Here is a 22,514-nt window from a genome sequence, read left to right as displayed (position 1 = left end):
AGGCCCGCGGACGACTGAACATGCCGCGGGCCTTTTCTTATTGGATGAGTCATGGCGGTTAGCCACAGGCGTTGGGCGCAATCCTAGTCGCGCGTTGAACTATGTGTCAATTTCGTGAATCGTCTGTATTTAGGCGAAATAATTCTAAGCAAAGGCCTACGGCCTTTCTGAAAACGACCAAATTCCGTCTTCAACGACCCAGGAAACACATCTCGTAACATATTTCAAAGCCGATACGTTTGGTAATGGATAACGCACGCAAATGCAAAGCATTACCATTAGCGCGCTTTTTCCTGCCAAACCCTTTGGATGCATTCCACCATGCCTGCCCTTCGCCTGACGCCCATGACCCTTGGGCTTTCTGTTCTGCTGTCTGCCGGTTTTGCCTGTGCCGCCACCACCTTGCCCGAAACCTCAATCAGCGCCGAAGCTGACGAAGACGACCCGCGCGTCAAGGAAACCAGCACCGCGACCCGCACCGCCACACCGGTACGGTATGTGCCCCAGGCCATCGACTCAGTGAAGACCGAAAGCCTGCGTTCCTACGGCACCAACGACCTGGGCCAGGCCTTGAGCGGCATCCCCAACGTCAGCAGCGGCGCCGACACGCGCTTCGACAGTTTGCGTATCCGTGGCTTCGACGCGAGCAACGACTTCTACCTCGATGGCATTCGTGACGACAGCCAGTACGTACGCGACCTGCACAACATCGAGCGCATCGAAGTGCTCAAAGGCCCGGCAGCCGTGCTTTACGGGCGAGGCGGCCAGGGCGGGATCGTCAACCGCGTGAGCAAACTGCCAACGGCCGGGCGCAAGTCGAGCATCGAGGCCCAGGGCGGCAGCAACGATTTGCGCAGTGTGTATGCCGACCTGAGCACCGATCCCACCGACAACATCAGCCTGCGCCTGAACATGGGCAATCAGGACAACAACAGCTTCCGCGACGACGTCAGCGGCAATCGCCAACTGTTCGCGCCGTCCATGAGCTGGCAGCTCACACCGGATCTGAACTGGCTGGTGCAATACGAATACAGCCGCTACAACCGCACGCCGGATCGCGGCATCCCCGGCGTCAACGGCCGCCCCGCCGACGTCAGTCGCAGCACCACCTACGGCGACAGCCGCGATTACATCGACGACAAGACCCAGTCCCTGCGCTCCAAGCTGGCCTACGAACTCAACGACAACTGGCAACTGCGCCAGACCCTAGGCGTGTTCAAGCTCGACAGCGATTTCGACAACACGTACCAGACCGGCTATAGCGCCGCGACCAATCGGGTGACGCGCCAACGCTGGCAGCAAGACCTGACCACCCTCAACGTCTTCAACAACGTCGAGCTGGAAGGAGGCTTCAGCACCTTCGGCCTCGAACACCGCCTGCTCACCGGCGTGGAGCTGGGCAGCCAGCGCCGCGATCCAAAGCTGTACAGCGCCCCCGCCTCGGCCGTGCCAGCCCTGGACCTCAACCAGCCCAACCGTCACCTGAGCCACACCGGGCGCATGAACGTATCGAGTAACAACCACACCGAAGTCGAAAGCCGCGCCCTGTATGTGCAAGACCAACTGCGCCTGAACGACCAGTGGCAAGTGCTGGCCGGCCTGCGTTACGACCGTTTCGAAGTGGACACCAAAAACAAACTGCTCAATACCCGACAAGACGTCAAAAGCCACAGCACCAGCCCGCGCTTTGGCCTGGTGTGGACGCCCCTGGAACACCACTCGTTCTATGCCTCGTGGAGCAAGACCTTCTCACCGGCCGGTGGCGGCCTGATCGGCATCACCCCGAACGCCGCCGGCAGCGTCAACGACCTGAGCCCCGAGCTGACCAAGCAAAAAGAGATCGGCGTGAAAAGCGACTGGCTCGACGACCGCCTGAGCACCACCCTGGCGGTGTACGAATTGGAACTCTACAACCGCCGCACCAGCGACCCGCTGGACCGCACCATTACCCTGCTCAGCGGCCTGCAGCGCTCCCGCGGCGTGGAGCTGACGGCCACCGGCAAGATCGTCGGCAACTGGTCTGTACGCGGTGGTGTCGGCCTGCAGGATGCCAAGGTCGAGAAGGACAACAACGGCTTTGAAGGCAAGCGCGTCAGCGACGTGGCCAAGCGCAATGCAAGCCTGTTTGTCACCTGGAAACCGGAGATGGGTTGGTACGCGGAAACCGGTTTGACCCTGGTCGGCGACCGTTATGCCGACAGCCTCAACACTGTGGTGCTGCCGGGTTATGGCAGTTGGGATGCGTTGGTCGGGTTCCGGCAGAAAGAATGGGATGTGCGCGCGGCGCTGAACAACATCGCCGACAAGACCTACTACGAATCGGCGACCAGTGTGGCGCAGATTCAGCCGGGCGAGCCGCGTAACCTGGTGGTGACGGGCACTTATAGCTTCTAAACGTAAACCCCCTTCTTATCGCAGCTGCCGAGCGCAAGCGAGGCAGCTGCGATGAAGCCAAGGCTATTTCGTTAGTTACTCATCAACTCGCACAACGCGTGCATTTCATCCTCGCTGAACAACCCCACCGGGTAGCGTTCACTCATCACACTGCGCAAATCCGGCTGCTGCCTGACTTGTCGCGAGCCGTTTTCCTTCAACCAGAGCCCCAGCGCATGGATCGCGTCACCGTCAACCCGCGAAGGGTGGAAGGTGCGCGTGTACATCGGGTTGATATTGGCATTCATTTCGGCGCTCTCTCCTGCTGCGTGAGCGGCTAACTTACTCAAGGTTTATGACAGAACTGTGCGGTCATCACCCTGGGCCACTGGAGCAACACCGATACAAGAGCTATGCCAATGTCGCGTGTTTATAGGTGGGCAGACGCAAAAAAGCCCGCGACCGTGATGGGCCGTGGGCTTGCTGTAGAGGCCGAAACCGAGGGGCGCCCGGTTGCCGGAAAGGCGTTGTTACAACTGCACTCAGTTTTTATGCGGGGCCGGCTGTTGTTGGGTCAGGCAATGGATATTACCGCCACCCAGTAACAGTTCACGGCCCGGCACCATCACCACTTCGTGCTGTGGGAACAGGTTCTGCAGGATAGCCTTGGCTTCAGCGTCCAACGGGTCGTCGAAACTTGGCGCGATGATGCCGCCGTTGACGATCAGGAAGTTGACGTAGGATCCCGCCAACCGCACGGTCGGATTACGTTCCTGTGTGCCATCCACCGGATCGACCCCTGCGCACTCTTCCTCAGTGGCATACAACGGCCCCGGGATCGGCATTTTATGCACTGTGAACGAGCGCCCCTGGGCGTCGGTGCTGCTTTGCAGGACAGCCATGGCGGCGTGGCAACGTGCGTAGTTCGGGTCTTGCGGGTCGTCGGTCCAGGCCAGCAATACTTCGCCCGGGCGCACGTAGCAGCAGAAGTTATCCACATGGCCGTCGGTTTCGTCGTTGAAAAGGCCATCCGGCAGCCAGATGATCTTATCCACAGCCAGGTTGGCGCTGAGCACCGCTTCGATTTCGGCACGGTCGAGGTGCGGATTACGGTTGCGATTGAGCAGGCATTCCTCGGTGGTAATCAGGGTGCCTTCGCCGTCGACGTGGATCGAGCCGCCTTCCAGCACGAAACCCTCTGTGCGGTAACGCGGCGCGCGCTCGATTTCGAGGATCTTGCCGCCCACCTGCGAGTCACGGTTCCACGGCGAGTACAGGCCACCGTCAAAGCCGCCCCAGGCGTTGAAATCCCAGTTCACGCCGCGTACTTCGCCACGGTCGTTGATCACGAACGTCGGGCCGGTATCGCGCACCCAGGCGTCATCGCTGGACATTTCCACCACACGGATATTCGGCAGGTCCAGGCGGGCGCGGGCGTTTTCGTACTGGCCGGCAGAAACCGCCACGGTCACCGGCTCAAACCGTGCGATGGCCTTGGCCACGGCCACGTGAGCGGCCTGCGCGGGCTTGCCGCCCAGGCGCCAGTTGTCCGGGCGCTCGGGCCACACCATCCAGGTTTGGGTCTGTGGCGCCCATTCGGCGGGCATGTGGAAGCCATCGGCGCGGGGGGTGCTATGCAGGGTGGTCATGGCGATCAGGACTCCGAATGGGGTAGAGGCCGACTTTATAATGGATAAAAATCGGCTTTAGAAGGGAATAAACAGCATGAATGAAAAATATGACAGCCAATCACCGATAACAATCGATTATCTACAGTTGCTCATCCAGCACCATCGACAGCATGTCGACAAAGAAGTCCACGCTACGTTTGGAGGTCACCATCGGCGGCTTGATCTTGAGGATGTTCAAATAATCGCCAGTCGGCTGCATGAAAATCCCCAGCTCCCGCAAGCGATCACACAACAGGGTGGTCTCTTCGGTGGCGGGCTCCAGGGTTTGCCGGTCACGCACCAACTCCAGGCCCAGATAGAAACCGGAACCGTGAACCGCGCCCACCAGTGGATGACGGTCGATCAGTGCTTCCAGCCGCGCCTTGAAATGCCCGCCGACCACCTGGGCGTTTTCCCACAGTTTTTCTTCTTCCATCACATCCAGCACCGCCATGCCGATCCGGCAACTCACCGGGCTGCCCCCCGACGATGAGAAGAAATACCCCTCGGCCTCCAATGCCTCGGCGATCTCACGACGGGTGATCACCGCGCCAAGTGGCTGACCATTGCCCATGCCCTTGGCCATGGTGATGATGTCGGGCACCACACCCTGCTCTTCGAAGCCCCAGAAGAAATGCCCCATGCGGCCGTAGCCCACCTGCACTTCATCGGCGATGCACACGCCGCCCTGGGCCCGCACCAACCCGTACACCTGCTGCAAATAACCCGGCGGCAAGGAGATACCACCGGCGTTGCCGTACACCGGTTCACAGATAAACCCGGCCAGTTGGCGCTTGCTCGCAGCGATTTTCGCCAGGTTGTGTTCCACGCTTCGTACGTAGTCCGGCGCACTGTCCTGCCCGCGGAACTCACCGCGATAGGTGTTCGGCGCAGTGACCGGGTGGACCCACTCCGGGCGGCTGCTCAGGGCCTGGGGGTTGTCGGCAATGGAGGTGGACACCGCATCCGCCGCCACCGACCAGCCGTGATAGGCCTCCAGCACACTGAGCATGTCGCGCCCGCCGCTGTAGGCCCAGGCCAGGCGGATGGCCAGGTCGTTGGCCTCGGTGCCGCTGTTGACCAGGAACACCCGATCCATGCCCGGCGGCGCCAGCGCCAGCAAGCGCTCGGAAAACTCGGCAATGGCGGCATAGTGAAACCGCGAGTTGGTATTGAGCAGCGACCATTGCCGCGCCGCCACAGCCGCCATACGCGGGTGACCGTGCCCCAGCACGGCGACGTTATTGAGCATGTCCAGGTAGGAACGGCCCTGCATATCGATAAGGTGGTTGCGCCAGCCGCGCTCGATGCGTGGCGGGTCGACGTAATAGTGCTTCTGCGAGCGGGCGAAACTGGCATCACGCCGGGCCAGCAGGGCATGGGGGTCGAGTTCCGGTTCGGCATCGCAGGCCAGCCCCAGTAACCCTGCAGGCGAGGGGCACAAGGCTTGCCAGGCCAAGGCCCGGGACGGTGTACAAAACAGCGGAGGTTCGAGGTCGGCACGGCACAGTTGCACGGTCAGAGGCCCATGGACCTCACCGAGAACCTGCCCCTCCACCAGCAATGAACCGTGCTTCAACCGGGTGTCCACGCCCCACAACCGCACGCTCAGCTCCACCCCTTGCACGCTCACAAGGCCATCGGCGTCCTGATGCAGCGTTCCGGCAAAAGGCGCCTCCAACACCGTGCCGTGGGGCAGATGCAGCTCTACGTGGAGGGGGAAAGTCTGCGGTTCGGTGGCACTGTCCGGGCAGGTACGCGACAGCCGATATTGGCCATAACGACTTGCCGCCAGCCCATGCACGGCCGCCGCCTGATCCAGCAGTTGCCGATCAATGCCGGGCAGTTCCCAGTTGCCGGCTTCGAAATGCGGGCTGAGCACACCCAGGTCGATCAGCGCGAACTCACGCCCCACCAGGCCCGGTAGCAACGGCGCGAAGTCCTGGCTGGCAATCGACGGCAGCGTCTCACCGACACTGCCGAGAATCGCAGCCTCCATCAGTTCAAACGGCACCGACGTCGCCACATGGAAAATTTCCCACTCGTGTTCGGCGTTTTTCAACAGGTAAGTGTTGTCCGGATCCAGGCGTTGCTGCTGTTCGCTGCTTAATACCAACACTGCCGCACGGGCGACGATCAGCGGCCACAACGCCTGCAACTCCTCGCGCTGCAGTGGGGTCACGGCATGGCAGGCCCGGACCGCCGGCAGGATGGCAAACGGGTCGCCCTCGGCATGGTGCAACAGGGCCGCGCAGGTCACCGACAGGTCGGCAATCCGCCAGGTGTGCACCAGGTCGCCGAAATCGATGACGCCTTGCAGTTGCCAGTGCCGTTGCGCATCGCGCTGCCACACCACGTTGTCATCGGTGATGTCCATGTGCACCGCTTGCCAGGGCAGACGGTCGGCCAGGGGGCGAATACGCTGCTCAACCTGCTCGGCCACCTGTTCCAGCGCGGCGCGGTGGGGCAGGTTTTCCAGGGTGGCCAACAGATGGGGGATCAGTTCCCGGGCATGGCGCGGGTCCCATTGCAGGGTGCGGTCCAGCCCTGGGTGCGAGAAATCAGCAAGCGCGAGGCTCATGCGCCCGCACAGGTCGCCGAAGCCTGCGATCACGTCGCGTCCCAAATGCGGCAGATGGGTCAACGGCTGGCCGTCGATATAGTCCAATAGCCGCACGTGCAGGGGCTGGCCATCGACCGTCACGCTCAGCAGCTCTTCACCGCTCAGGGCCTTGATGACCTTGGGCACCCGCACGCCCTGCAGGGTGTCGAGGGCCGCGTGCTGGGCCTGCAGCTCAATCGCCGCATAGTCGCCCCGGCAGATTTTCAGAACAAACCGACCGCGGGCACTGTCGATTTTGTAATTGAGGTCTTGCTGGCTGCCCAGTGATTGCAGTGTGCCCGTGAGGCCGTAGTGCTGCTCGAGCAATTGCGCTGCCTGGTCGGGGCCTACTTGCGGGCAGGGTAGACTGGCACGATGGATCAACGTGGCGAGCAGCATGGGGGATGACCTCGAATTTTTAGAGGTGTATATCGCCACTTTTCAGGGGGGTTACGCAACCCCCATACACATGCCGTCCTGCCCGTCACGCCAACACAGGCTATGCTGCACTCGCTAAACGTTCGTCTAAGGAAAGGGCCCCCGACATGCGCATTCTCATTACCGGTGGCGCCGGTTTTATCGGTTCTGCTTTGATACGTCACTTGATTCAGCATACTGAGCACGAAGTGCTCAACCTCGACAAGCTCACCTACGCCGGCAACCTGGAATCGCTGACCAGCATCGCGTCCAATAGCCGTTATGAATTCGTTCAGGCCGATATTATCGATCAGGCCACCGTCAGCGCCGTGCTCGCACGCTTTGAACCCCACGCGATCATGCACCTGGCCGCCGAGTCCCACGTAGACCGTTCGATTGACGGCCCGTCGGATTTTATCCAGACCAATATCGTCGGCACCTACAGCCTGCTGGAGGCCGCCCGCGGCTATTGGCAAACACTCGCCGAGCCAGAAAAACGTGGATTTCGCTTCCACCATATTTCCACCGACGAAGTCTACGGCGACCTCCACGGCGTGGACGACTTGTTCAGCGAAACCACGCCCTACGCGCCCAGCTCGCCCTACTCGGCCAGCAAAGCCGCGTCCGACCACCTGGTCCGCGCCTGGCACCGCACGTACGGCCTGCCTGTGCTGCTGACCAACTGCTCCAACAACTACGGGCCTTTCCACTTCCCCGAAAAGTTGATCCCGCTGGTTATCCTCAACGCCCTCGCGGGCAAACCATTGCCGGTCTATGGTGATGGCTTGCAAGTGCGCGACTGGTTGTTTGTCGAAGACCATGCCCGGGCACTGCTCAACGTCGTGACACACGGCGTGGTCGGCGAGACCTACAACATCGGCGGCCACAACGAACAGAAGAATATTGACGTAGTACGCAGCATCTGCACCCTGCTGGAGGAATTGGCACCGCAACATCCCCACGGAGTGGAGCAATACACCGACCTGATCACGTTCGTTAAGGATCGCCCAGGCCACGACCAACGCTACGCAATCGATGCAGGCAAGATCGAACGCGAACTGGGCTGGGTACCCGAAGAAACCTTTGAAACCGGGCTGCGCAAAACCGTGCAGTGGTACCTCGATAACCTGGAATGGTGCCGCAGGGTCCAGGACGGCAGTTATCAGGGTGAACGATTGGGCAATACCGACACGAGGGATCTGATCGCATGATGAAAGGAATCGTATTGGCCGGTGGCTCCGGCACTCGCCTGCACCCCATCACCCTGGGAGTGTCCAAACAGCTGTTACCGGTGTATGACAAGCCGATGATCTACTACCCGATCTCGGTGCTGATGCTGGCAGGCATCAAAGAGATCCTGGTGATTTCCACCCCGGCGGACTTACCGCAATACCGCAACCTGCTGGGCGATGGCAGCCAGTTTGGCGTCAGCTTCAGCTACGCCGAACAACCGCAGCCGGACGGCTTGGCACAAGCTTTTCTGATCGGCGAACAGTTCATCGGCAACAACCCCGTTTGCCTGATCCTGGGCGACAACATTTTCCACGGCCAGCGTTTCAGCGAGCAGTTGCATGCAGCGGTCAAGCGCGGCAAAGGCGCCACGGTATTTGGCTATTGGGTCAAGGATCCGCAGCGCTTCGGCGTGATCGACTTCGACAGCGAAGGCCGCGCCCTGTCCATCGAAGAAAAACCGACCACGCCCAAATCAAGCTATGCCGTCACCGGACTGTATTTCTACGACAACGACGTGATCAACATCGCTAAAGCCGTCAAACCCTCAGCCCGCGGCGAGCTGGAAATCACCGACATCAATAACGCCTATCTAAAGCGTGGAGACCTTCACGTCGAGCGCTTCGGCCGTGGCTTTGCCTGGCTCGACACCGGCACCCACGACAGCCTGCTGGAAGCCTCACAGTACGTGCAGACCATCGAACATCGTCAGGGCCTCAAAGTGGCGTGCCTCGAAGAAATAGCCTATGGCAACGGCTGGATCGACCGCGACCATCTGCTCGAACGCGCCAAATACTTCGGCAAGACCGGCTACGGTCAATACCTGTACACGTTGGCGGGAGACAACCGGTGAACGTCGTTGACACCTCACTCCCCGGCGTACTGATCATCGAACCCAAGGTGTTCGGTGACGAGCGCGGTTTTTTCTACGAAAGCTTCAATGCTCGCGCCTTTGCAGCGGCCACCGGGCTCAAGCGCGAGTTTGTCCAGGACAACCACTCGCGCTCGCAGAAAGGCGTGCTGCGGGGCCTGCATTACCAGTTGGAGCACACCCAGGGCAAACTGGTACGGGTTACCGCCGGTGAAGTGCTGGACGTGGCCGTGGACATCCGCCGCAGTTCGCCGAATTTCGGGCGATGGGTGGGCGTGCGTCTGTCGGCACAGAACCATCGCCAGTTGTGGGTGCCGGAAGGGTTCGCCCATGGCTTTGTGGTGTTGAGCGACTCCGCCGAGTTCTTGTACAAGACCACCGACTACTACCAGCCCAGTGCGGAACGCAGCATCCTGTGGAACGACCCGACGTTGGCCATCGACTGGCAACTGAGCGAACCGCCGCAACTGTCCGCCAAGGACCAGGCTGGAAAACTGCTGATGGACGCCGATCTATTCCCATGAAAATCCTGATCACCGGCCAATATGGCCAAGTCTCCCAGGCGCTGCAAACGCAGCTCCAGGGCCTGGACGAACTGATTGTGCTCGGCCGCGAGCAACTCGATCTGGCCGACGCCGAGCGCATCCGCCAGCAGGTGCGCGCTCACCGCCCCGACCTGATCATCAACGCCGCCGCCCACACGGCCGTGGATCAGGCCGAAAGCGAAGCGGACCTCGCCTTCGCCATCAACGCCACCGCCCCCGGGATTCTCGCCGAGGAAGCCAAGACCCTGGGCAGCCCGTTGATCCACTATTCCACCGACTACGTGTTCGACGGCAGCAAGCCTGGGCCCTACACCGAAGCTGACACGCCCAATCCCCTGGGCGTCTACGGCCAGAGCAAACTGGCGGGTGAACAGGCGATTGCCACAGTGGGAGGCCAGTACCTGATCCTGCGTACCAGTTGGGTCTACTCCAACCACGGCAAGAACTTCCTGCTGACCATGCAGCGCCTGCTGCAAGAAAAACCCCACCTGCGTATCGTCGCCGACCAGATCGGCGCGCCGACGTGGGCCGGGACCATTGCCGCCAGTACGCGCGCCCTGATCGAACGCTGGCAGGCGGGCAAGGCCGGGGAATGGGGCATCTACCACCTGACCGCCGAGGGTGAAACCTCGTGGTTCGGCTTTGCCCAGGCGATCGGCGAACACCTGCGCGCCAGTGGCCGCGCGTCTGCCGAACTGGAGGCAATCCCGTCCAGCGCCTACCCGACGCCTGCCCGGCGCCCGCTGAACTCACGCCTCGATTGCAGCCACCTGCGCCAGCAATGGCACGTCAGTCAGCCCTTGTGGCAAGACGCATTGCGCGAGTGTCTTGCCGGGCAGCACTAGGCATAATGCGCCTGTACCCACAGGCGCACGACTCCCATGACTCCACCCCTTCCGCGAAGACCCCGCTGGCGCAGCCTTGCCCTGCTGGCCCTGTGCCTGGCACCGCTGCTGTGGCCGCTGGAGCACTTGGCCGAGCGTTACTATCGCAGCGAACTGACCGGGCAAAACCGCCAGACCCTCGATCTGTACGTCGCCAACCTGCTGGGCACCCTGCATCGCTATGAAGTGCTGCCGCAGATCCTCGGCGACTTGCCGGCCTTGCGCACGGCACTGGGCGCACCGCAGGTCAGCACCAACCTGGTCAACGCCAACATGCTGCTCAAGGACGTCGCCGCCCAGGCCGGGGTGGAAGTGATGTATTTGATGGACACCACCGGCAAGACCCTCGCCGCGTCCAATTGGGACAAGCAGGACAGTTTTGTCGGGCGCAACTTCTCGTTCCGGCCCTATTTCAGCGAAGCCATGGCCGGGCGCCTGGGACGGTTTTTCGGGCTGGGCACCACCTCGGCCAAGCGCGGCTATTTCTTCGCCGCCGCCGTGCGCGATGGCGACACGATCATCGGCGTACTGGTGGTCAAGGTCGACCTGGACCACACCGAAAGCCTGTGGGGCAATACCCCGGAACAACTGCTGGTCACCGACCACAACGGCGTGGTGATCCTCACGTCGCGCCCGCAATGGCGCTTCCGTGCCACCCGGCCGCTGACCGCCGAGGAACGCCAGGCCATCATCGCCATCCAGCCCTACCCCACGCGCGACCCGCAACCCTTGAGCCTGAGCAGCAGCGCATGGCTGCGCCAATCCACCGCCATTGCCGAGACCGGCTGGAATGTGGAGATCCTTGCACCGCAATCCTTGATCAGCCGCCCGGTGCGCACGGTGGTCGCCGTGGGCGGCGCCACTCTGCTGGTGTTGATGCTGCTGCTGGGCCTGTTGATGCAACGCCGCCGCCACTACCTGGAACGCATCGCCTTCGAAGCCAAGGCCCGCCGCGAGCTGGAGATGCGCGTGGTCGAACGTACCAGCGATCTGGAAGGCCTCAACCGGCGCCTCAAACAGGAAGTGCTGGAGCGCGAACACGCCCAGCAGGAACTGGTGCGCGCCCAGGATGACCTGGTGCAGGCCGGCAAGCTGTCAGCGCTGGGCACCATGTCGGCGAGTATCAGCCACGAACTCAACCAACCCCTGGCGGCGATTCGCAGCTACGCGGAAAACGCCGAGATCCTGCTCGACCACGAGCGCACCAGCGATGCCCGGGGCAATCTCAAGCTGATCAGCGAACTGACCGGGCGCATGGCCTCTATCATCGCCCACCTGCGCGCCTTCGCCCGGCGCGACCGGCACGCGCCGGAGAGCGTGGCCCTGCAACCTGCCCTCGACGACGCCCTGGCACTCCTGGCCAAGCGGCGGCGCTCGATGGAAGTGGAACTGATCCGCGATTTGCCGGAAGCGACCCTGTGGGTGCAGGCCGGCGAAACCCGCCTGCGCCAGGTATTGGGCAACCTGCTGGCCAACGCCCTCGACGCCCTTACCGAAAAAGGCCCGCCGCGCAAACTGTGGCTGAGTGCCGAAACCACCGCCCAGGGCGTCAACCTGTACATTCGCGACAACGGCCCAGGCTTTTGCATGGAAGCACTGGGCCGCGCCAGCGAACCGTTCTACACCACCAAGACCCGCACCCAGGGCTTGGGCCTGGGCCTGGCGATCTGTGACACCCTGATGCGTGCCTTTGGCGGCGAACTGCTGTTTGCCAACCACAAGGAAGGTGGCGCGCTGTTAACCTTGAAATTGCGTGCCGGCTCGCCGGGCGTCAGTCTGCAACCGTCCGAGGACCGCAGTGTATGAGTATCGATAACCAGATTCAGGTGGTGCTGATCGACGATGATCCGCACTTGCGTCAGGCCCTGTGCCAGACCCTGGACCTGGCCGGGCTGAACGTCCTGACCCTGGGCGAAGCCACCGGCCTCACCGCGCGCCTGTCGCGGGATTGGCCGGGCGTGGTGGTCAGCGACATCCGCATGCCCGGCATGGACGGCCTGGAGCTGCTGGCCGAGCTGCACGGCCAGGATCCGGACCTGCCGGTGCTGCTGATCACCGGCCACGGGGACGTGCCGCTGGCGGTGCAGGCCATGCGCGCGGGAGCCTATGACTTCCTCGAAAAACCCTTCGCCAGCGACGCCCTGCTCGACAGCGTGCGCCGCGCCCTGGCCCTGCGCCGGCTGGTGCTCGACAACCGCAGCCTGCGCCTGGCCCTGAGCGACCGCCAACAACTGAGCACCCGCCTGGTGGGGCACTCGCCACAGATGCTGCGCCTGCGCGAGCAGATCGGCGCCCTGGCCGCAACCCGCGCAGATGTGCTGATCCTCGGCGAAACCGGCGCCGGCAAGGAAGTGGTGGCCCGCGCGCTGCACGACCTGTCGAGCCGGCGCAGCGGGCCGTTTGTGGCGATCAATGCCGGGGCGTTGGCCGAGTCGGTGGTGGAGAGCGAACTGTTCGGCCATGAGCCCGGCGCCTTTACCGGCGCGCAGAAACGCCGCATCGGCAAATTCGAATTCGCCAATGGCGGCACGTTGTTCCTCGATGAAATCGAAAGCATGAGCCTGGACGTGCAGGTCAAGCTGCTGCGCCTGTTGCAGGAGCGTGTGGTGGAGCGCCTCGGCGGCAACCAGCTGATCCCGCTGGATATCCGCATCATCGCCGCCACCAAGGAAGACCTGCGCCAGGCCGCCGACCAGGGCCGCTTCCGCGCCGACTTGTACTATCGCCTCAACGTCGCGCCGTTGCGTATTCCGCCACTGCGCGAGCGCGGTGAAGATGCGTTGATGCTGTTCCAGCACTTCGCCGACGAAGCCAGCAGCCGCCATGGCCTGCCGTTGCATGAGCTGCAACCGGGCCAGCGTGCCCTGCTGTTGCGTCATAGCTGGCCGGGTAATGTGCGCGAATTGCAGAACGCTGCCGAGCGCTTTGCGTTGGGCCTGGAGCTGGCGCTGGACAGCACCCCGGACAACCCCGCCAGCGGCGTGCTGACTTCCACGCCGGGCGGCTTGAGCGAACAGGTCGAGCAGTTCGAAAAAAGCCTGATCGCCGCCGAACTGACCCGCCCCCACAGCTCCATGCGCAGCCTCGCAGAAGCCCTCGGCGTACCGCGCAAGACCCTGCACGACAAACTGCGCAAGCATGGCCTGAACTTCGCCAACCCAAGCACTGACGACGAATGACCCTCCCCACCCACCAAGAGGCCGCCATGAGCCGCGACAGCCGTTACCTGGAATCCATCCTCCACCACGACATCCCCTGACCCGCGAAATGGGCCTCAAGGTACTCGACTGGCAAGACGGGCAACTGCGGCTGCACCTGCCCTTGCACGCCAATATCAACCACAAGAGCACCATGTTCGGCGGCAGCCTCTATTGCGGTGCGGTGCTGGCGGGTTGGGGCTGGATGCACCTGCAACTGCGCGAGGAAGGGATTGAAGACGGACATATCGTGATTCAGGAAGGGCAGATCAGTTATCCGCTGCCGGTGACGCAAGACGCGACCGCCATTTGCGCGGCGCCGGAGGAGAAGGTGTGGAAGCGCTTTTTGGCGACCTACAGGCGCTATGGCCGGGCGCGGCTGGCGTTGGACACCTGGATCGTGAATGAGGGCAGTGAAGAGCGGGCCGTTACGTTCACCGGCCAATACGTCTTGCACCGCTAGAAGCCAATACACAAAAAAATATGGGAGGGGGCTTGCTCCCTCCCACATTCAGATCGGCTGAGGTATTAAGAGCGGGCCAAGGTCAGCAACCGCTCACGCCACGCCGCCTTTGCCGGCAACGCCAGGAAAAACGGATTCAGCAACGACGCCCGCGCCGGATAGCTGAACGGCTCGCCACTCAACTCCAGCACCTCGCCGCCCGCCCCTTCCAATACACCCTGGGCCGCCGCCGTATCCCACTGCGAAGTCGGCGCCAGGCGCGGGTAGCAATCGGCACTGCCCTCGGCCAACAGGCAGAACTTCAACGAACTGCCGATATTCGCCAGCTTCAACTCACCCAACCCTTCGCTCAAACCGTCCAGCAGGCGCTCTTGCTCGGGGCTGGTATGCCGGCGGCTGGCGACCACGGTGAACGCCTCACCCACTGCCGGCGCCTCGCGCACCTGGATCTGCCTGGGCGCTTCGTTCACGTCGGAACGCCACGCCCCCAGGCCGGCACCACCGAAGTAGCAACGGCCACTGGTGGGCATGGACACCACGCCGAACACCACGCGGCCCTGTTCGACCAGGGCAATATTGACGGTGAATTCTTCGCTGCCGGCGATAAATTCCTTGGTGCCATCCAGCGGGTCCACCAACCACCAGCGCTGCCAGCCGGCACGTACGTTCTGGTCGATGTCGGCGTCTTCTTCGGACAGCACCGGGATGCTCGGGTCCAGTGCGGTAAGGCCCGCGAGAATCAGATGGTGGGCGGCCAGGTCGGCCGCCGTGACCGGCGAATCATCGGCCTTGGAGGTCACCGCCACATCGGCGCGCCAGTACGGCAGGATCACTTCACCCGCCTGGCGGGCCAGTTCGATCACAGGGGCGATAAACGGGTGGCCTAAAAACAGTTCGCTCATGGGGTAAACGCTCCACGCTGAATCAACAAATCTCGTACCAGGTATAACGCCGCCAGGGCGCGGCCTTCGCTGAATTGCTCGTTTTGCGCAAGCTGCGACAGCTCGCGCAGGTTGACCCGGTCCACACGCATCGGCTCGGGCTCATCGCCTTCCAGGCGTTCTTCATAGAGTTGGGTGGCGAGCACCACCTGGATTTTCTGGCTCATGTAGCCAGGAGACAACGACAGCTCGGTAATGTGTTCCAACTGCCGTGCGCCGTAGCCGGCTTCTTCCTTGAGTTCACGGTCTGCCGCCGCCAGCACGTCTTCGCCGGGTTCGATCAGGCCCTTGGGCAATGACAGCTCATACTCATCGGTGCCGCCGCAGTACTCCTCAACCAACAACGCATGATCTTCGTCGATCATCGCCACGATCATCACTGCGCCGTAGCCGGCACCGCGGCCCACCAGGCGCTCGTAGGTCCGTTCAACGCCATTGGAAAAGCGCAATTGCACTTCCTCCACGCGGAACAAACGGCTACTGGCGACTATTTCGCGGGCGAGGACGGTGGGTTTCTGGCGCATAAGCGGCTCCTTGGCGTGATCGGGTTACTATACCGTGGCTTTTCCGATTGTCTGTGTCGGATATCTTTACTTACATGAGACCGCACCATGCCCTCTTTGCCCTGGCACGCCATCGACACCGTCCTGCTGGACATGGACGGCACCCTGCTCGACCTGCATTACGACAACCATTTCTGGATGGAACACCTGCCCCAGCGTTACGCCGAGCTGCACGGGGTGAGCCGAGCCATGGCCGAGATGGAGTTGCAGCCTCTGTTCGAGCGTAACGCCGGACAGTTGCAATGGTATTGCCTGGATTTCTGGAGTGCGGAACTGAACATCCCGGTGCGCGAACTCAAGCTGGAAACCGCCCACCTGATCGCCCTGCGCCCGGATGCCGACACCTTCCTGGCGTCGATCAAACGGGCAGGCAAGCGCGTGATCCTGATCACCAACGCCCATCGTGATTCGCTGTCGTTGAAATTGGAGCGCATTGAACTGGCGCCGTACTTCGAGCGATTGATCAGCTCCCACGACTACGGCTTCGCCAAGGAAAACCCGCAGTTCTGGGATGCCTTGCAGGCTGACATCCAGTTCGATCCGGCTCGCAGCCTGTTTATCGACGACACCCTGCCGATCCTGCGCAGTGCCCAGGCGTTTGGCGTGGGGCATTTGCTGGCGGTGAAAGAACCGGACAGCAAAAAGGGGCCAAAGGACACGGCTGAATTTGCAGCAGTCGGTGACTACCGCGATCTCATTGTCGGGCTCTGAACCCTGTGGGAGGGAGCAAGCCCCCTCCCACCTTTTCGCCCGTGTATTACTCAGGAATACGCAGCGTCTGCCCTGGGTAAATCTTGTCTGGATGGGACAACAGCGGCTTGTTGGCCTCGAAGATCTTGTTGTACAGGTTGGCGTTGCCGTACACCGTCAGGGAAATCGCGCTGAGGGTGTCACCCTTTTTCACCACGACGAAACGGGCGGCGGCCACTGCCGGACCGGTTACGGTGATCTGGTCATCCACACTGGCCACGCCTTGAATGTTACCCAGCGCCAGCAGAATCTTCTCTTTCTCTTCCTGGGTGGCGACTTCACCGGTCACGGTCACTTTGTCGCCATCCACCGTAGTCTGTACATTCGGATTCCCCAGACCCACCTTCGCTACGTGTTCCTTCAACTGCTCACTCGCGTTGGCGTTACCCGGCGTCAACAGGTCGACAATCTTTTCGCCGGCTTCTTTGATAAAGCTGAAAATGCTCATAGTGCGCTCTCCTTGGTAGTTGATTTCCAGATGCCCAAGACTAGACCAGTCCGGCAGACTTGGGTTCCAGCCCGGCCAAAGACGCAAACGCGCTAGAATCCCCCCGCCATTGGAATAAGCCCTGGAGCGAAGATGGACATCAAGCAGCTGAAATTCCTCATCGCCCTCGACGAGACCCGTCACTTCGGCCAGGCCGCGGCGCGTTGCCACATCACCCAGCCAACCCTGTCGATGCGCCTGCGCAGCCTTGAAGAAGAGCTGGACTTGCCGCTGGTCAATCGCGGCCAGCGTTTCGAAGGGTTCACCGCACCCGGCGAGCGCGTGCTGGCCTGGGCACGCACGGTGCTGGCGGCCTATGACGGCTTGCAGGCCGAAGCCGCCGCCTGCCGTGGCAACCTGGTGGGTACGTTGCGCCTGGGCGTGGTGCCGTTGTCGAGCTTTGATCCGCTGGCGTTGATGCAACAACTGCACAAGGAGCATCCGAGCCTGCGCTTTGAGCTGTCGGCCCTCAGCTCCGAGCAGATCCTCGAACAGTTGGCGAGCAATCGCCTGGACCTGGGCGTGTCCTACCTCGACCGCCTGGACAACGAGCGCTTCGACTCCCTGGCCCTCGGCGAAACCCGCATGGGCCTGCTCTACGACCAGCGCTATTTCAGTTTTGGCGACAAGCCGCTGAGCTGGGAGGCATTGATCGAACTGCCCCTGGGCATGCTCACCAGTGGCATGCACTTCCGTCAGTCCATCGACCACAACTTCCACAGCCGGGGCCTGCACCCGCAGCCGCTGTTACAAACCGACGCCGTCCATCAGTTGTTACAAGCGGTGCATGGCGGACTCTGCTGCGCCGTCATGCCGTTGGACGGCGGCCTGGACGCCCTCACCGAACATTTGCGCCTGCAACCCATCGAAGACGCCCACACCCTGGCGCGCCTGGGCCTGATCATGCGGCGCAGCGCGCCGCGTTCGGCATTGGCAGAGGCGTGTTTCGCGCTGTTTCAGAAATCGCAAAAAGAGTCTTGATCGACGTCATCTATCGGTAGATCAGTACTGGCAATTAGACGCGACGCTTTGTCGCGCCTAGTCTAAACACTGATCAATCCGCCGGTGGTACTGCCCCATGAACGCCAAGCGCCCAGTCTGCGCGGCGCCTGCTCCGGAAGCGTCCGCGCCCGTCGCCAGCCAGAGCTACCAGTTTTGCAACCTTGAGCACACTGAAGTCGCCAGCACCGCCTTGGCCGAAGAAGTGGCGTTGGCGATTGCCTATAACGACATCAGCCAGGCAGTCATGCTGGTCACGCCCACGGACCTGGAAGACTTTATTGTCGGGTTCAGCATCGGCAGCGGCATTATCGCCGACGTCAGCGATATTTATGATCTCAAACTCAGCGGTTCGGGTTCGGCCCAATACGCTCAGGTGCAGATCTCCAGCCGTGCGTTCTGGAACCTCAAGCAGCAGCGCCGCCAGCTGGCAGGCACCAGCGGTTGCGGCCTGTGCGGAGTGGAAGCGCTGGAGCAGGCGCTGCCGGACCTCCAAGTGCTGCCCGGCGCGCCCTTGCCGCCTGCCGAATGGCTCGACGGCCTGCGCCAGCGCATCAGTGCGTTCCAGCCTTTGGGCCAGTACAGCGGCGCTGTGCATGCGGCCGTGTTCATGAATAACCAGGGCGAATTGCTGATGGGCCGTGAAGACATCGGCCGGCACAACGCCCTCGACAAGTTGATCGGTGCGCTGATCCGCCAACGGGTCCCCACCGACGGCGGGCTGGCGATTGTCACCAGCCGTTGCAGCCTCGAATTGATCCAGAAAGTCCTGCGCGCGGGCATTCAGACCCTGGTCAGCCTGTCGTCGCCCACCGGCCTGGCCCTGCAATGGGCTCGCCGGCATCACCTCAATCTCATCCACCTGCCGCAGAAAAGTGCGCCGCGGGTCTACAGCCCTGCGATGGAGAACCAGCCGTGAGCAATCATCATCAAGCCGACCAAACCCCAACCCCGCGCTACAAGCCCTACAAGGGCCCGGCTGGCGGCTGGGGTGCGCTGATCAGCGTGGCACAGGCCTGGTTGACCAGCGACAACGCGCTGAAAAACCTGCGCATGATGCTCAAGACCAACCAGAACGGCGGCTTCGACTGCCCGGGCTGCGCCTGGGGCGACTCGCCGGAAAGCGGCATGGTCAAGTTCTGCGAGAACGGTGCCAAGGCGGTCAACTGGGAAGCCACCAAGCGCCGCGTTGACGCAGCGTTTTTCGCCAAGCACAGCGTCACCGCGCTGCTGGAGCAAAGCGACTATTGGCTCGAGTACCAGGGCCGCCTCACCGAGCCCATGCGCTACGACGCCGAAACTGATCGCTACCAGCCCATCAGCTGGGAAGCCGCCTTCGACCTGGTAGGCAAACACCTCAACGCCCTGCCCAGCCCGGACATGGCCGAGTTCTACACCTCGGGCCGTGCCAGTAACGAAGCGGCGTACCTGTACCAGTTGTTTGTGCGCGCCTACGGCACCAACAACTTCCCGGACTGCTCGAACATGTGCCACGAGGCCAGCGGCGTGGCCCTGGCCCAGAGCGTGGGCGTCGGCAAAGGTACCGTGACTTTTGATGACTTCGAACATGCCGATGCGATTTTTGTCTGGGGCCAGAACCCCGGCACCAACCACCCGCGCATGCTCGAACCGCTGCGGGAAGCGGTCAAACGCGGTGCCCAGGTGGTGTGCATCAACCCCCTCAAGGAGCGCGGCCTGGAGCGCTTCCAGCATCCGCAGCATCCGCTGGAAATGCTCACTAACGGCGACAAGCCGACCAACACCGCATACTTCCGCCCGGCCCTGGGTGGCGACATGGCGATCCTGCGCGGCATGGCCAAGTTCCTGCTGCTGTGGGAGCGCCAGGCTCAGGCCGAAGGCAAGGAAGCCGTGTTCGATCACGACTTCCTCAATGAACACACGGCCAACGTGCTGGATTACCTGGGCCAGATCGACGATACCTCGTGGGATGAAATCGTCGAACAGTCCGGCCTGACCCTGGTCGAGATCGAGCAAGCGGCGCGCATGTACGCCAAGGGCAAGAACGTGATCATGTGCTGGGCAATGGGTATTACCCAGCACCGCCACTCGGTGCCGACCATCCAGGAAATCGCCAACCTGATGCTGCTGCGCGGCAACATCGGCCGCCCCGGCGCCGGTCTGTGCCCGGTGCGTGGCCACAGCAACGTGCAGGGCGACCGCACCATGGGCATCAACGAACGCCCTCCGGTGGCGTTCCTCGACGCCCTGGAGCGACGCTTCCAGTTCCAGGTGCCGCGCACCAACGGGCACAACGTGGTGGAAGCGATCCACGCCATGCTTGAAGGTCGCTCCAAGGTGTTTATCGGCCTGGGTGGCAACTTCGCCCAAGCCACGCCGGACAGCCCGCGCACCTTTGAAGCACTGCGCAATTGCGACCTGACCGTGCAGATCAGCACCAAGCTCAACCGCAGCCACCTGATGCACGGCAAGGACGCGCTGATCCTGCCGTGCCTGGGCCGCACCGACATCGACATCCAGGCCGAAGGCCCGCAAGCGGTGACGGTGGAAGACTCGTTCAGCATGGTCCACGACTCCAACGGCCAACTGCAGCCGCTGTCGAAGTTGATGAAATCGGAACCGGCCATCCTCGCCGGCATCGCCGCCGCAACCCTGGGCAGCAAACCGGTGGACTGGAACTGGTTGGTGGCCGACTACAGCCGCATCCGCGACCTGATCGCCGATACCATCCCAGGCTTCAAGGACTTCAACGAACGCCTGAAACACCCCGGTGGTTTCTACCTGGGCAACTCCGCAGGTGCTCGGCGCTGGAACACGCCTTCGGGCCGTGCCAACTTCCGCCCGAACATCCTGCCCAAGGACCTGATCCACGAGCGCACCCACGCCACGGGCCACGTGCCGGATCTGATCATGCAATCGATGCGCTCCCACGATCAGTACAACACCACCATTTATGGCCTGGACGACCGCTATCGCGGGGTCAAAGGCCAGCGTGACGTGCTGTTCGTCAACGAAGCCGACATCATCCGCCTGGGCTTCAAGCCGGGGCAGAAAGCCGACATCGTGTCGTTGTGGGAAGACGGCCGCGAGCGTCGGGTGAAGGGCTTCACCTTGCTGGCGTTTGATATTCCGGCAGGGCAGGCTGCGGCTTACTACCCGGAAGTGAACCCGTTGGTGCCGCTGGAAAGCACCGGGGATGGCAGCCATACACCGACGTCGAAGTTCGTGGCGATACGTTTGGAAGCTGCCAGTGACAATGGGCTGATCATGGCGCGTTCCGCCTGACTGATCATTTCGGGCACAAAAAAGGCCGCTTTTGCATAAAAGCGGCCGTTCCGAAGTAGCTAAAGACTCGCAAAAACCACTTAAGTTCCCGAGCTAAAACAGTAACTTAGAGAATTGTGTACAACTCGTGTTACTGGTCGGATTTCTATTGTAACCATGTCAATACAGCCTCAGGATCGCGCCGTCATCCTCTTGAGGTCTCTCTATGAAGTTCTCCTCGATTCTCTTGTTGTCCCTTGGCCTGGTCAGTGGCGCAGCCATGGCCGGTGGCACCACCGAAGCCGGTGTGGGCGGCGCATTGGGCGGGGTTCTAGGCTCGGTTGTCGGCCAGCAGTTGGGCGGCAACACCGGTTCGACCATCGGCGCGGCCCTGGGCGGCGCAGGCGGTAGCGCGGTCGGCGCAGACAAGCGCAGCCGCGGCGAAGCAGCCATTGGCGGCGCACTGGGCGCAGCCGGCGGCAACGTGGTGGGCCGCAGTGTCGGCGGCAGCACCGGGGCACTGATCGGTTCAGCGGCCGGCGGTGGCGCGGGCGGTGCGCTGGGCAACTACATGGGCAACAAGAGCGATGACGATGATCGTCGTAGTCGTGATAACCGCCGTTATGACCGCGACGACCACCGCGGCCGCGGCCATGCCTACGGGCATCGCAAGAACAAGCATCACTACCGTCACCGCTAAGCGCTAAAGAACACTGCAAAATCAATGTGGGAGGGGGCTTGCTCCCGATAGCAGAGTGTCAGCCACCCGTGTACTGGCTGACCCACCGCTATCGGGAGCAAGCCCCCTCCCACATTGGGTTCCGTGGTTCCTGCAACGCCGAAGTCAGACAACCAACCGCTGCAACGCCTCGCGCAACATCCCCGGAATCGTCACCGGCTGGTTCGTCCCCCGATCCACGAACACATGCACAAAGCGCCCCGCCGCACAGGCCTCCTCTTCGCCTGCCTTGAACACCGCCAACTCGTACTGCACGGAGCTGTTGCCCAGCTTGCCCACCCGCAGGCCGATGTCCAGGCGGTCGGGAAAGGCAATAGACGCGAAGTAATCGCACGCCGAACTCACCACAAACCCCACCACCTCACCGTCATGAATATCCAACCCACCCTGTTCGATCAGGTAGGTATTCACCGCCGTGTCGAAGAAGCTGTAGTAGGTGACATTGTTCACATGGCCGTACACATCGTTGTCGTGCCAGCGCGTGATGATCGGCTGGAAGTGACGGTAATCGGCGCGTTGCGGCATTGAGTCAGGCATGGG

Annotated in this window: 19 protein-coding genes and 1 pseudogene; 13 read left to right on the top strand and 7 right to left on the bottom strand. The window is 62.2% G+C overall.

All coding sequences use genetic code 11. From position 1 onward, the window contains the following. The first annotated feature begins 321 nt into the window (after positions 1–321). Positions 322–2,394 carry a TonB-dependent siderophore receptor gene (locus NIBR502773_RS16830; protein WP_141156494.1) on the top strand — a complete coding sequence of 691 codons (2,073 nt, stop codon included), beginning with the start codon at positions 322–324 and terminating at the stop codon, positions 2,392–2,394. A 71-nt stretch (positions 2,395–2,465) separates the two neighbouring features. Here the strand turns inward: NIBR502773_RS16830 and NIBR502773_RS16825 are convergent, their stop codons facing one another. The 3 genes from NIBR502773_RS16825 to NIBR502773_RS16815 form a co-directional block, all read right to left on the bottom strand. Further along, on the bottom strand, positions 2,466–2,681 hold the full coding sequence (locus NIBR502773_RS16825) for a hypothetical protein (RefSeq protein WP_141156493.1): 216 nt from the start codon (positions 2,679–2,681) through the stop codon (positions 2,466–2,468). Positions 2,682–2,915: 234 nt separating this feature from the next. Further along, on the bottom strand, positions 2,916–4,022 hold the full coding sequence (gene aguA / locus NIBR502773_RS16820; RefSeq protein ID WP_141156492.1) for an agmatine deiminase: 1,107 nt from the start codon (positions 4,020–4,022) through the stop codon (positions 2,916–2,918). Positions 4,023–4,143: 121 nt separating this feature from the next. Continuing rightward, a complete protein-coding gene (locus NIBR502773_RS16815; RefSeq protein WP_141156491.1) occupies positions 4,144–7,044 on the bottom strand; it encodes an aminotransferase in 2,901 nt (966 codons plus the stop codon). Positions 7,045–7,190: 146 nt separating this feature from the next. Between NIBR502773_RS16815 and rfbB the strand changes: the two genes are divergently transcribed. From rfbB to NIBR502773_RS16780, 7 genes and pseudogenes are all read left to right on the top strand, one after another. Further along, positions 7,191–8,273, top strand: coding sequence for a dTDP-glucose 4,6-dehydratase (gene rfbB, locus NIBR502773_RS16810; protein WP_141156490.1), 1,083 nt, complete (start codon positions 7,191–7,193; stop codon positions 8,271–8,273). Then, positions 8,270–9,145 (top strand): glucose-1-phosphate thymidylyltransferase RfbA, encoded by an 876-nt coding sequence (rfbA, locus tag NIBR502773_RS16805; protein WP_141156489.1) that lies wholly within the window; start codon positions 8,270–8,272, stop codon positions 9,143–9,145. The genes rfbB and rfbA overlap by 4 nt, the downstream gene beginning before the upstream one ends. Next, positions 9,142–9,687 carry a dTDP-4-dehydrorhamnose 3,5-epimerase gene (rfbC, locus tag NIBR502773_RS16800; RefSeq protein WP_065941121.1) on the top strand — a complete coding sequence of 182 codons (546 nt, stop codon included), beginning with the start codon at positions 9,142–9,144 and terminating at the stop codon, positions 9,685–9,687. The genes rfbA and rfbC overlap by 4 nt, the downstream gene beginning before the upstream one ends. After that, on the top strand, positions 9,684–10,553 hold the full coding sequence (gene rfbD / locus NIBR502773_RS16795; protein ID WP_141156488.1) for a dTDP-4-dehydrorhamnose reductase: 870 nt from the start codon (positions 9,684–9,686) through the stop codon (positions 10,551–10,553). The genes rfbC and rfbD overlap by 4 nt, the downstream gene beginning before the upstream one ends. A gap of 36 nt (positions 10,554–10,589) precedes the next feature. Then, positions 10,590–12,398: an ATP-binding protein gene (locus tag NIBR502773_RS16790; RefSeq protein WP_141156487.1), complete on the top strand. Its 1,809-nt coding sequence runs from the start codon at positions 10,590–10,592 to the stop codon at positions 12,396–12,398. Then, positions 12,395–13,771 carry a sigma-54 dependent transcriptional regulator gene (locus NIBR502773_RS16785; protein ID WP_141156486.1) on the top strand — a complete coding sequence of 459 codons (1,377 nt, stop codon included), beginning with the start codon at positions 12,395–12,397 and terminating at the stop codon, positions 13,769–13,771. The genes NIBR502773_RS16790 and NIBR502773_RS16785 overlap by 4 nt, the downstream gene beginning before the upstream one ends. A 26-nt stretch (positions 13,772–13,797) precedes the next feature. Beyond that, positions 13,798–14,252 (top strand): annotated as a pseudogene (locus NIBR502773_RS16780) (YiiD C-terminal domain-containing protein). Between the two features lie 65 nt (positions 14,253–14,317). Here the strand turns inward: NIBR502773_RS16780 and cysQ are convergent. Both cysQ and nudE read right to left on the bottom strand, forming a co-directional pair. Continuing rightward, the gene (gene cysQ, locus NIBR502773_RS16775; protein ID WP_141156485.1) at positions 14,318–15,154 is read right to left on the bottom strand and encodes a 3'(2'),5'-bisphosphate nucleotidase CysQ; all 837 of its coding nucleotides are present in this window, start codon (positions 15,152–15,154) and stop codon (positions 14,318–14,320) included. After that, on the bottom strand, positions 15,151–15,717 hold the full coding sequence (nudE, locus tag NIBR502773_RS16770; RefSeq protein WP_065941117.1) for an ADP compounds hydrolase NudE: 567 nt from the start codon (positions 15,715–15,717) through the stop codon (positions 15,151–15,153). Before nudE ends, cysQ begins: the two co-directional genes overlap by 4 nt. An 87-nt stretch (positions 15,718–15,804) precedes the next feature. Here nudE and yrfG point away from each other — a divergent pair, with 87 nt between their 5' ends. Continuing rightward, positions 15,805–16,467 (top strand): GMP/IMP nucleotidase, encoded by a 663-nt coding sequence (gene yrfG, locus NIBR502773_RS16765; protein ID WP_141156484.1) that lies wholly within the window; start codon positions 15,805–15,807, stop codon positions 16,465–16,467. A 46-nt stretch (positions 16,468–16,513) separates the two neighbouring features. Here the strand turns inward: yrfG and lysM are convergent, their stop codons facing one another. Then, on the bottom strand, positions 16,514–16,954 hold the full coding sequence (gene lysM, locus NIBR502773_RS16760) for a peptidoglycan-binding protein LysM (protein WP_027605136.1): 441 nt from the start codon (positions 16,952–16,954) through the stop codon (positions 16,514–16,516). A 132-nt stretch (positions 16,955–17,086) separates the two neighbouring features. On the opposite strand from lysM, the gene NIBR502773_RS16755 reads away from it, so the two are divergent. The 4 genes from NIBR502773_RS16755 (at position 17,087) to NIBR502773_RS16740 (ending at position 21,935) form a co-directional block, all read left to right on the top strand. Next, positions 17,087–17,974, top strand: a complete 888-nt coding sequence (locus NIBR502773_RS16755; protein WP_065941114.1) for a LysR family transcriptional regulator — start codon at positions 17,087–17,089, stop codon at positions 17,972–17,974. A gap of 97 nt (positions 17,975–18,071) precedes the next feature. Beyond that, on the top strand, positions 18,072–18,911 hold the full coding sequence (gene fdhD / locus NIBR502773_RS16750; RefSeq protein WP_141156483.1) for a formate dehydrogenase accessory sulfurtransferase FdhD: 840 nt from the start codon (positions 18,072–18,074) through the stop codon (positions 18,909–18,911). Continuing rightward, on the top strand, positions 18,908–21,256 hold the full coding sequence (locus tag NIBR502773_RS16745) for an FdhF/YdeP family oxidoreductase (protein WP_141156482.1): 2,349 nt from the start codon (positions 18,908–18,910) through the stop codon (positions 21,254–21,256). Before fdhD ends, NIBR502773_RS16745 begins: the two co-directional genes overlap by 4 nt. Positions 21,257–21,461: 205 nt before the next feature. Next, on the top strand, positions 21,462–21,935 hold the full coding sequence (locus NIBR502773_RS16740; RefSeq protein ID WP_053140314.1) for a glycine zipper domain-containing protein: 474 nt from the start codon (positions 21,462–21,464) through the stop codon (positions 21,933–21,935). Positions 21,936–22,079: 144 nt separating this feature from the next. On the opposite strand, the gene NIBR502773_RS16735 is transcribed toward NIBR502773_RS16740, so the two are convergent. Beyond that, a complete protein-coding gene (locus NIBR502773_RS16735; RefSeq protein WP_065925806.1) occupies positions 22,080–22,511 on the bottom strand; it encodes a thioesterase family protein in 432 nt (143 codons plus the stop codon). Positions 22,512–22,514: the final 3 nt, after the last annotated feature.

Source organism: Pseudomonas sp. NIBRBAC000502773 (assembly GCF_006517195.1).
GTDB classification, from domain to species: Bacteria; Pseudomonadota; Gammaproteobacteria; order Pseudomonadales; family Pseudomonadaceae; genus Aquipseudomonas; species Aquipseudomonas marginalis.
Note: the sequence above shows the minus strand (reverse complement) of the source record. Positions and strands in the feature narration are given on the sequence as shown.

Excerpts from the sequence above, each read along its gene's own strand:
- NIBR502773_RS16830 (WP_141156494.1), top strand. The coding sequence starts at position 322 with ATGCCTGCCCTTCGCCTGACGCCCATGACCCTTGGGCTTTCTGTTCTG.
- NIBR502773_RS16825 (WP_141156493.1), bottom strand. The coding sequence starts at position 2,681 with ATGAATGCCAATATCAACCCGATGTACACGCGCACCTTCCACCCTTCG.
- aguA (WP_141156492.1), bottom strand. The coding sequence starts at position 4,022 with ATGACCACCCTGCATAGCACCCCCCGCGCCGATGGCTTCCACATGCCC.
- NIBR502773_RS16815 (WP_141156491.1), bottom strand. The coding sequence starts at position 7,044 with ATGCTGCTCGCCACGTTGATCCATCGTGCCAGTCTACCCTGCCCGCAA.
- rfbB (WP_141156490.1), top strand. The coding sequence starts at position 7,191 with ATGCGCATTCTCATTACCGGTGGCGCCGGTTTTATCGGTTCTGCTTTG.
- rfbA (WP_141156489.1), top strand. The coding sequence starts at position 8,270 with ATGATGAAAGGAATCGTATTGGCCGGTGGCTCCGGCACTCGCCTGCAC.
- rfbD (WP_141156488.1), top strand. The coding sequence starts at position 9,684 with ATGAAAATCCTGATCACCGGCCAATATGGCCAAGTCTCCCAGGCGCTG.
- NIBR502773_RS16790 (WP_141156487.1), top strand. The coding sequence starts at position 10,590 with ATGACTCCACCCCTTCCGCGAAGACCCCGCTGGCGCAGCCTTGCCCTG.
- NIBR502773_RS16785 (WP_141156486.1), top strand. The coding sequence starts at position 12,395 with ATGAGTATCGATAACCAGATTCAGGTGGTGCTGATCGACGATGATCCG.
- cysQ (WP_141156485.1), bottom strand. The coding sequence starts at position 15,154 with ATGAGCGAACTGTTTTTAGGCCACCCGTTTATCGCCCCTGTGATCGAA.
- nudE (WP_065941117.1), bottom strand. The coding sequence starts at position 15,717 with ATGCGCCAGAAACCCACCGTCCTCGCCCGCGAAATAGTCGCCAGTAGC.
- yrfG (WP_141156484.1), top strand. The coding sequence starts at position 15,805 with ATGCCCTCTTTGCCCTGGCACGCCATCGACACCGTCCTGCTGGACATG.
- lysM (WP_027605136.1), bottom strand. The coding sequence starts at position 16,954 with ATGAGCATTTTCAGCTTTATCAAAGAAGCCGGCGAAAAGATTGTCGAC.
- NIBR502773_RS16755 (WP_065941114.1), top strand. The coding sequence starts at position 17,087 with ATGGACATCAAGCAGCTGAAATTCCTCATCGCCCTCGACGAGACCCGT.
- fdhD (WP_141156483.1), top strand. The coding sequence starts at position 18,072 with ATGAACGCCAAGCGCCCAGTCTGCGCGGCGCCTGCTCCGGAAGCGTCC.
- NIBR502773_RS16740 (WP_053140314.1), top strand. The coding sequence starts at position 21,462 with ATGAAGTTCTCCTCGATTCTCTTGTTGTCCCTTGGCCTGGTCAGTGGC.
- NIBR502773_RS16735 (WP_065925806.1), bottom strand. The coding sequence starts at position 22,511 with ATGCCTGACTCAATGCCGCAACGCGCCGATTACCGTCACTTCCAGCCG.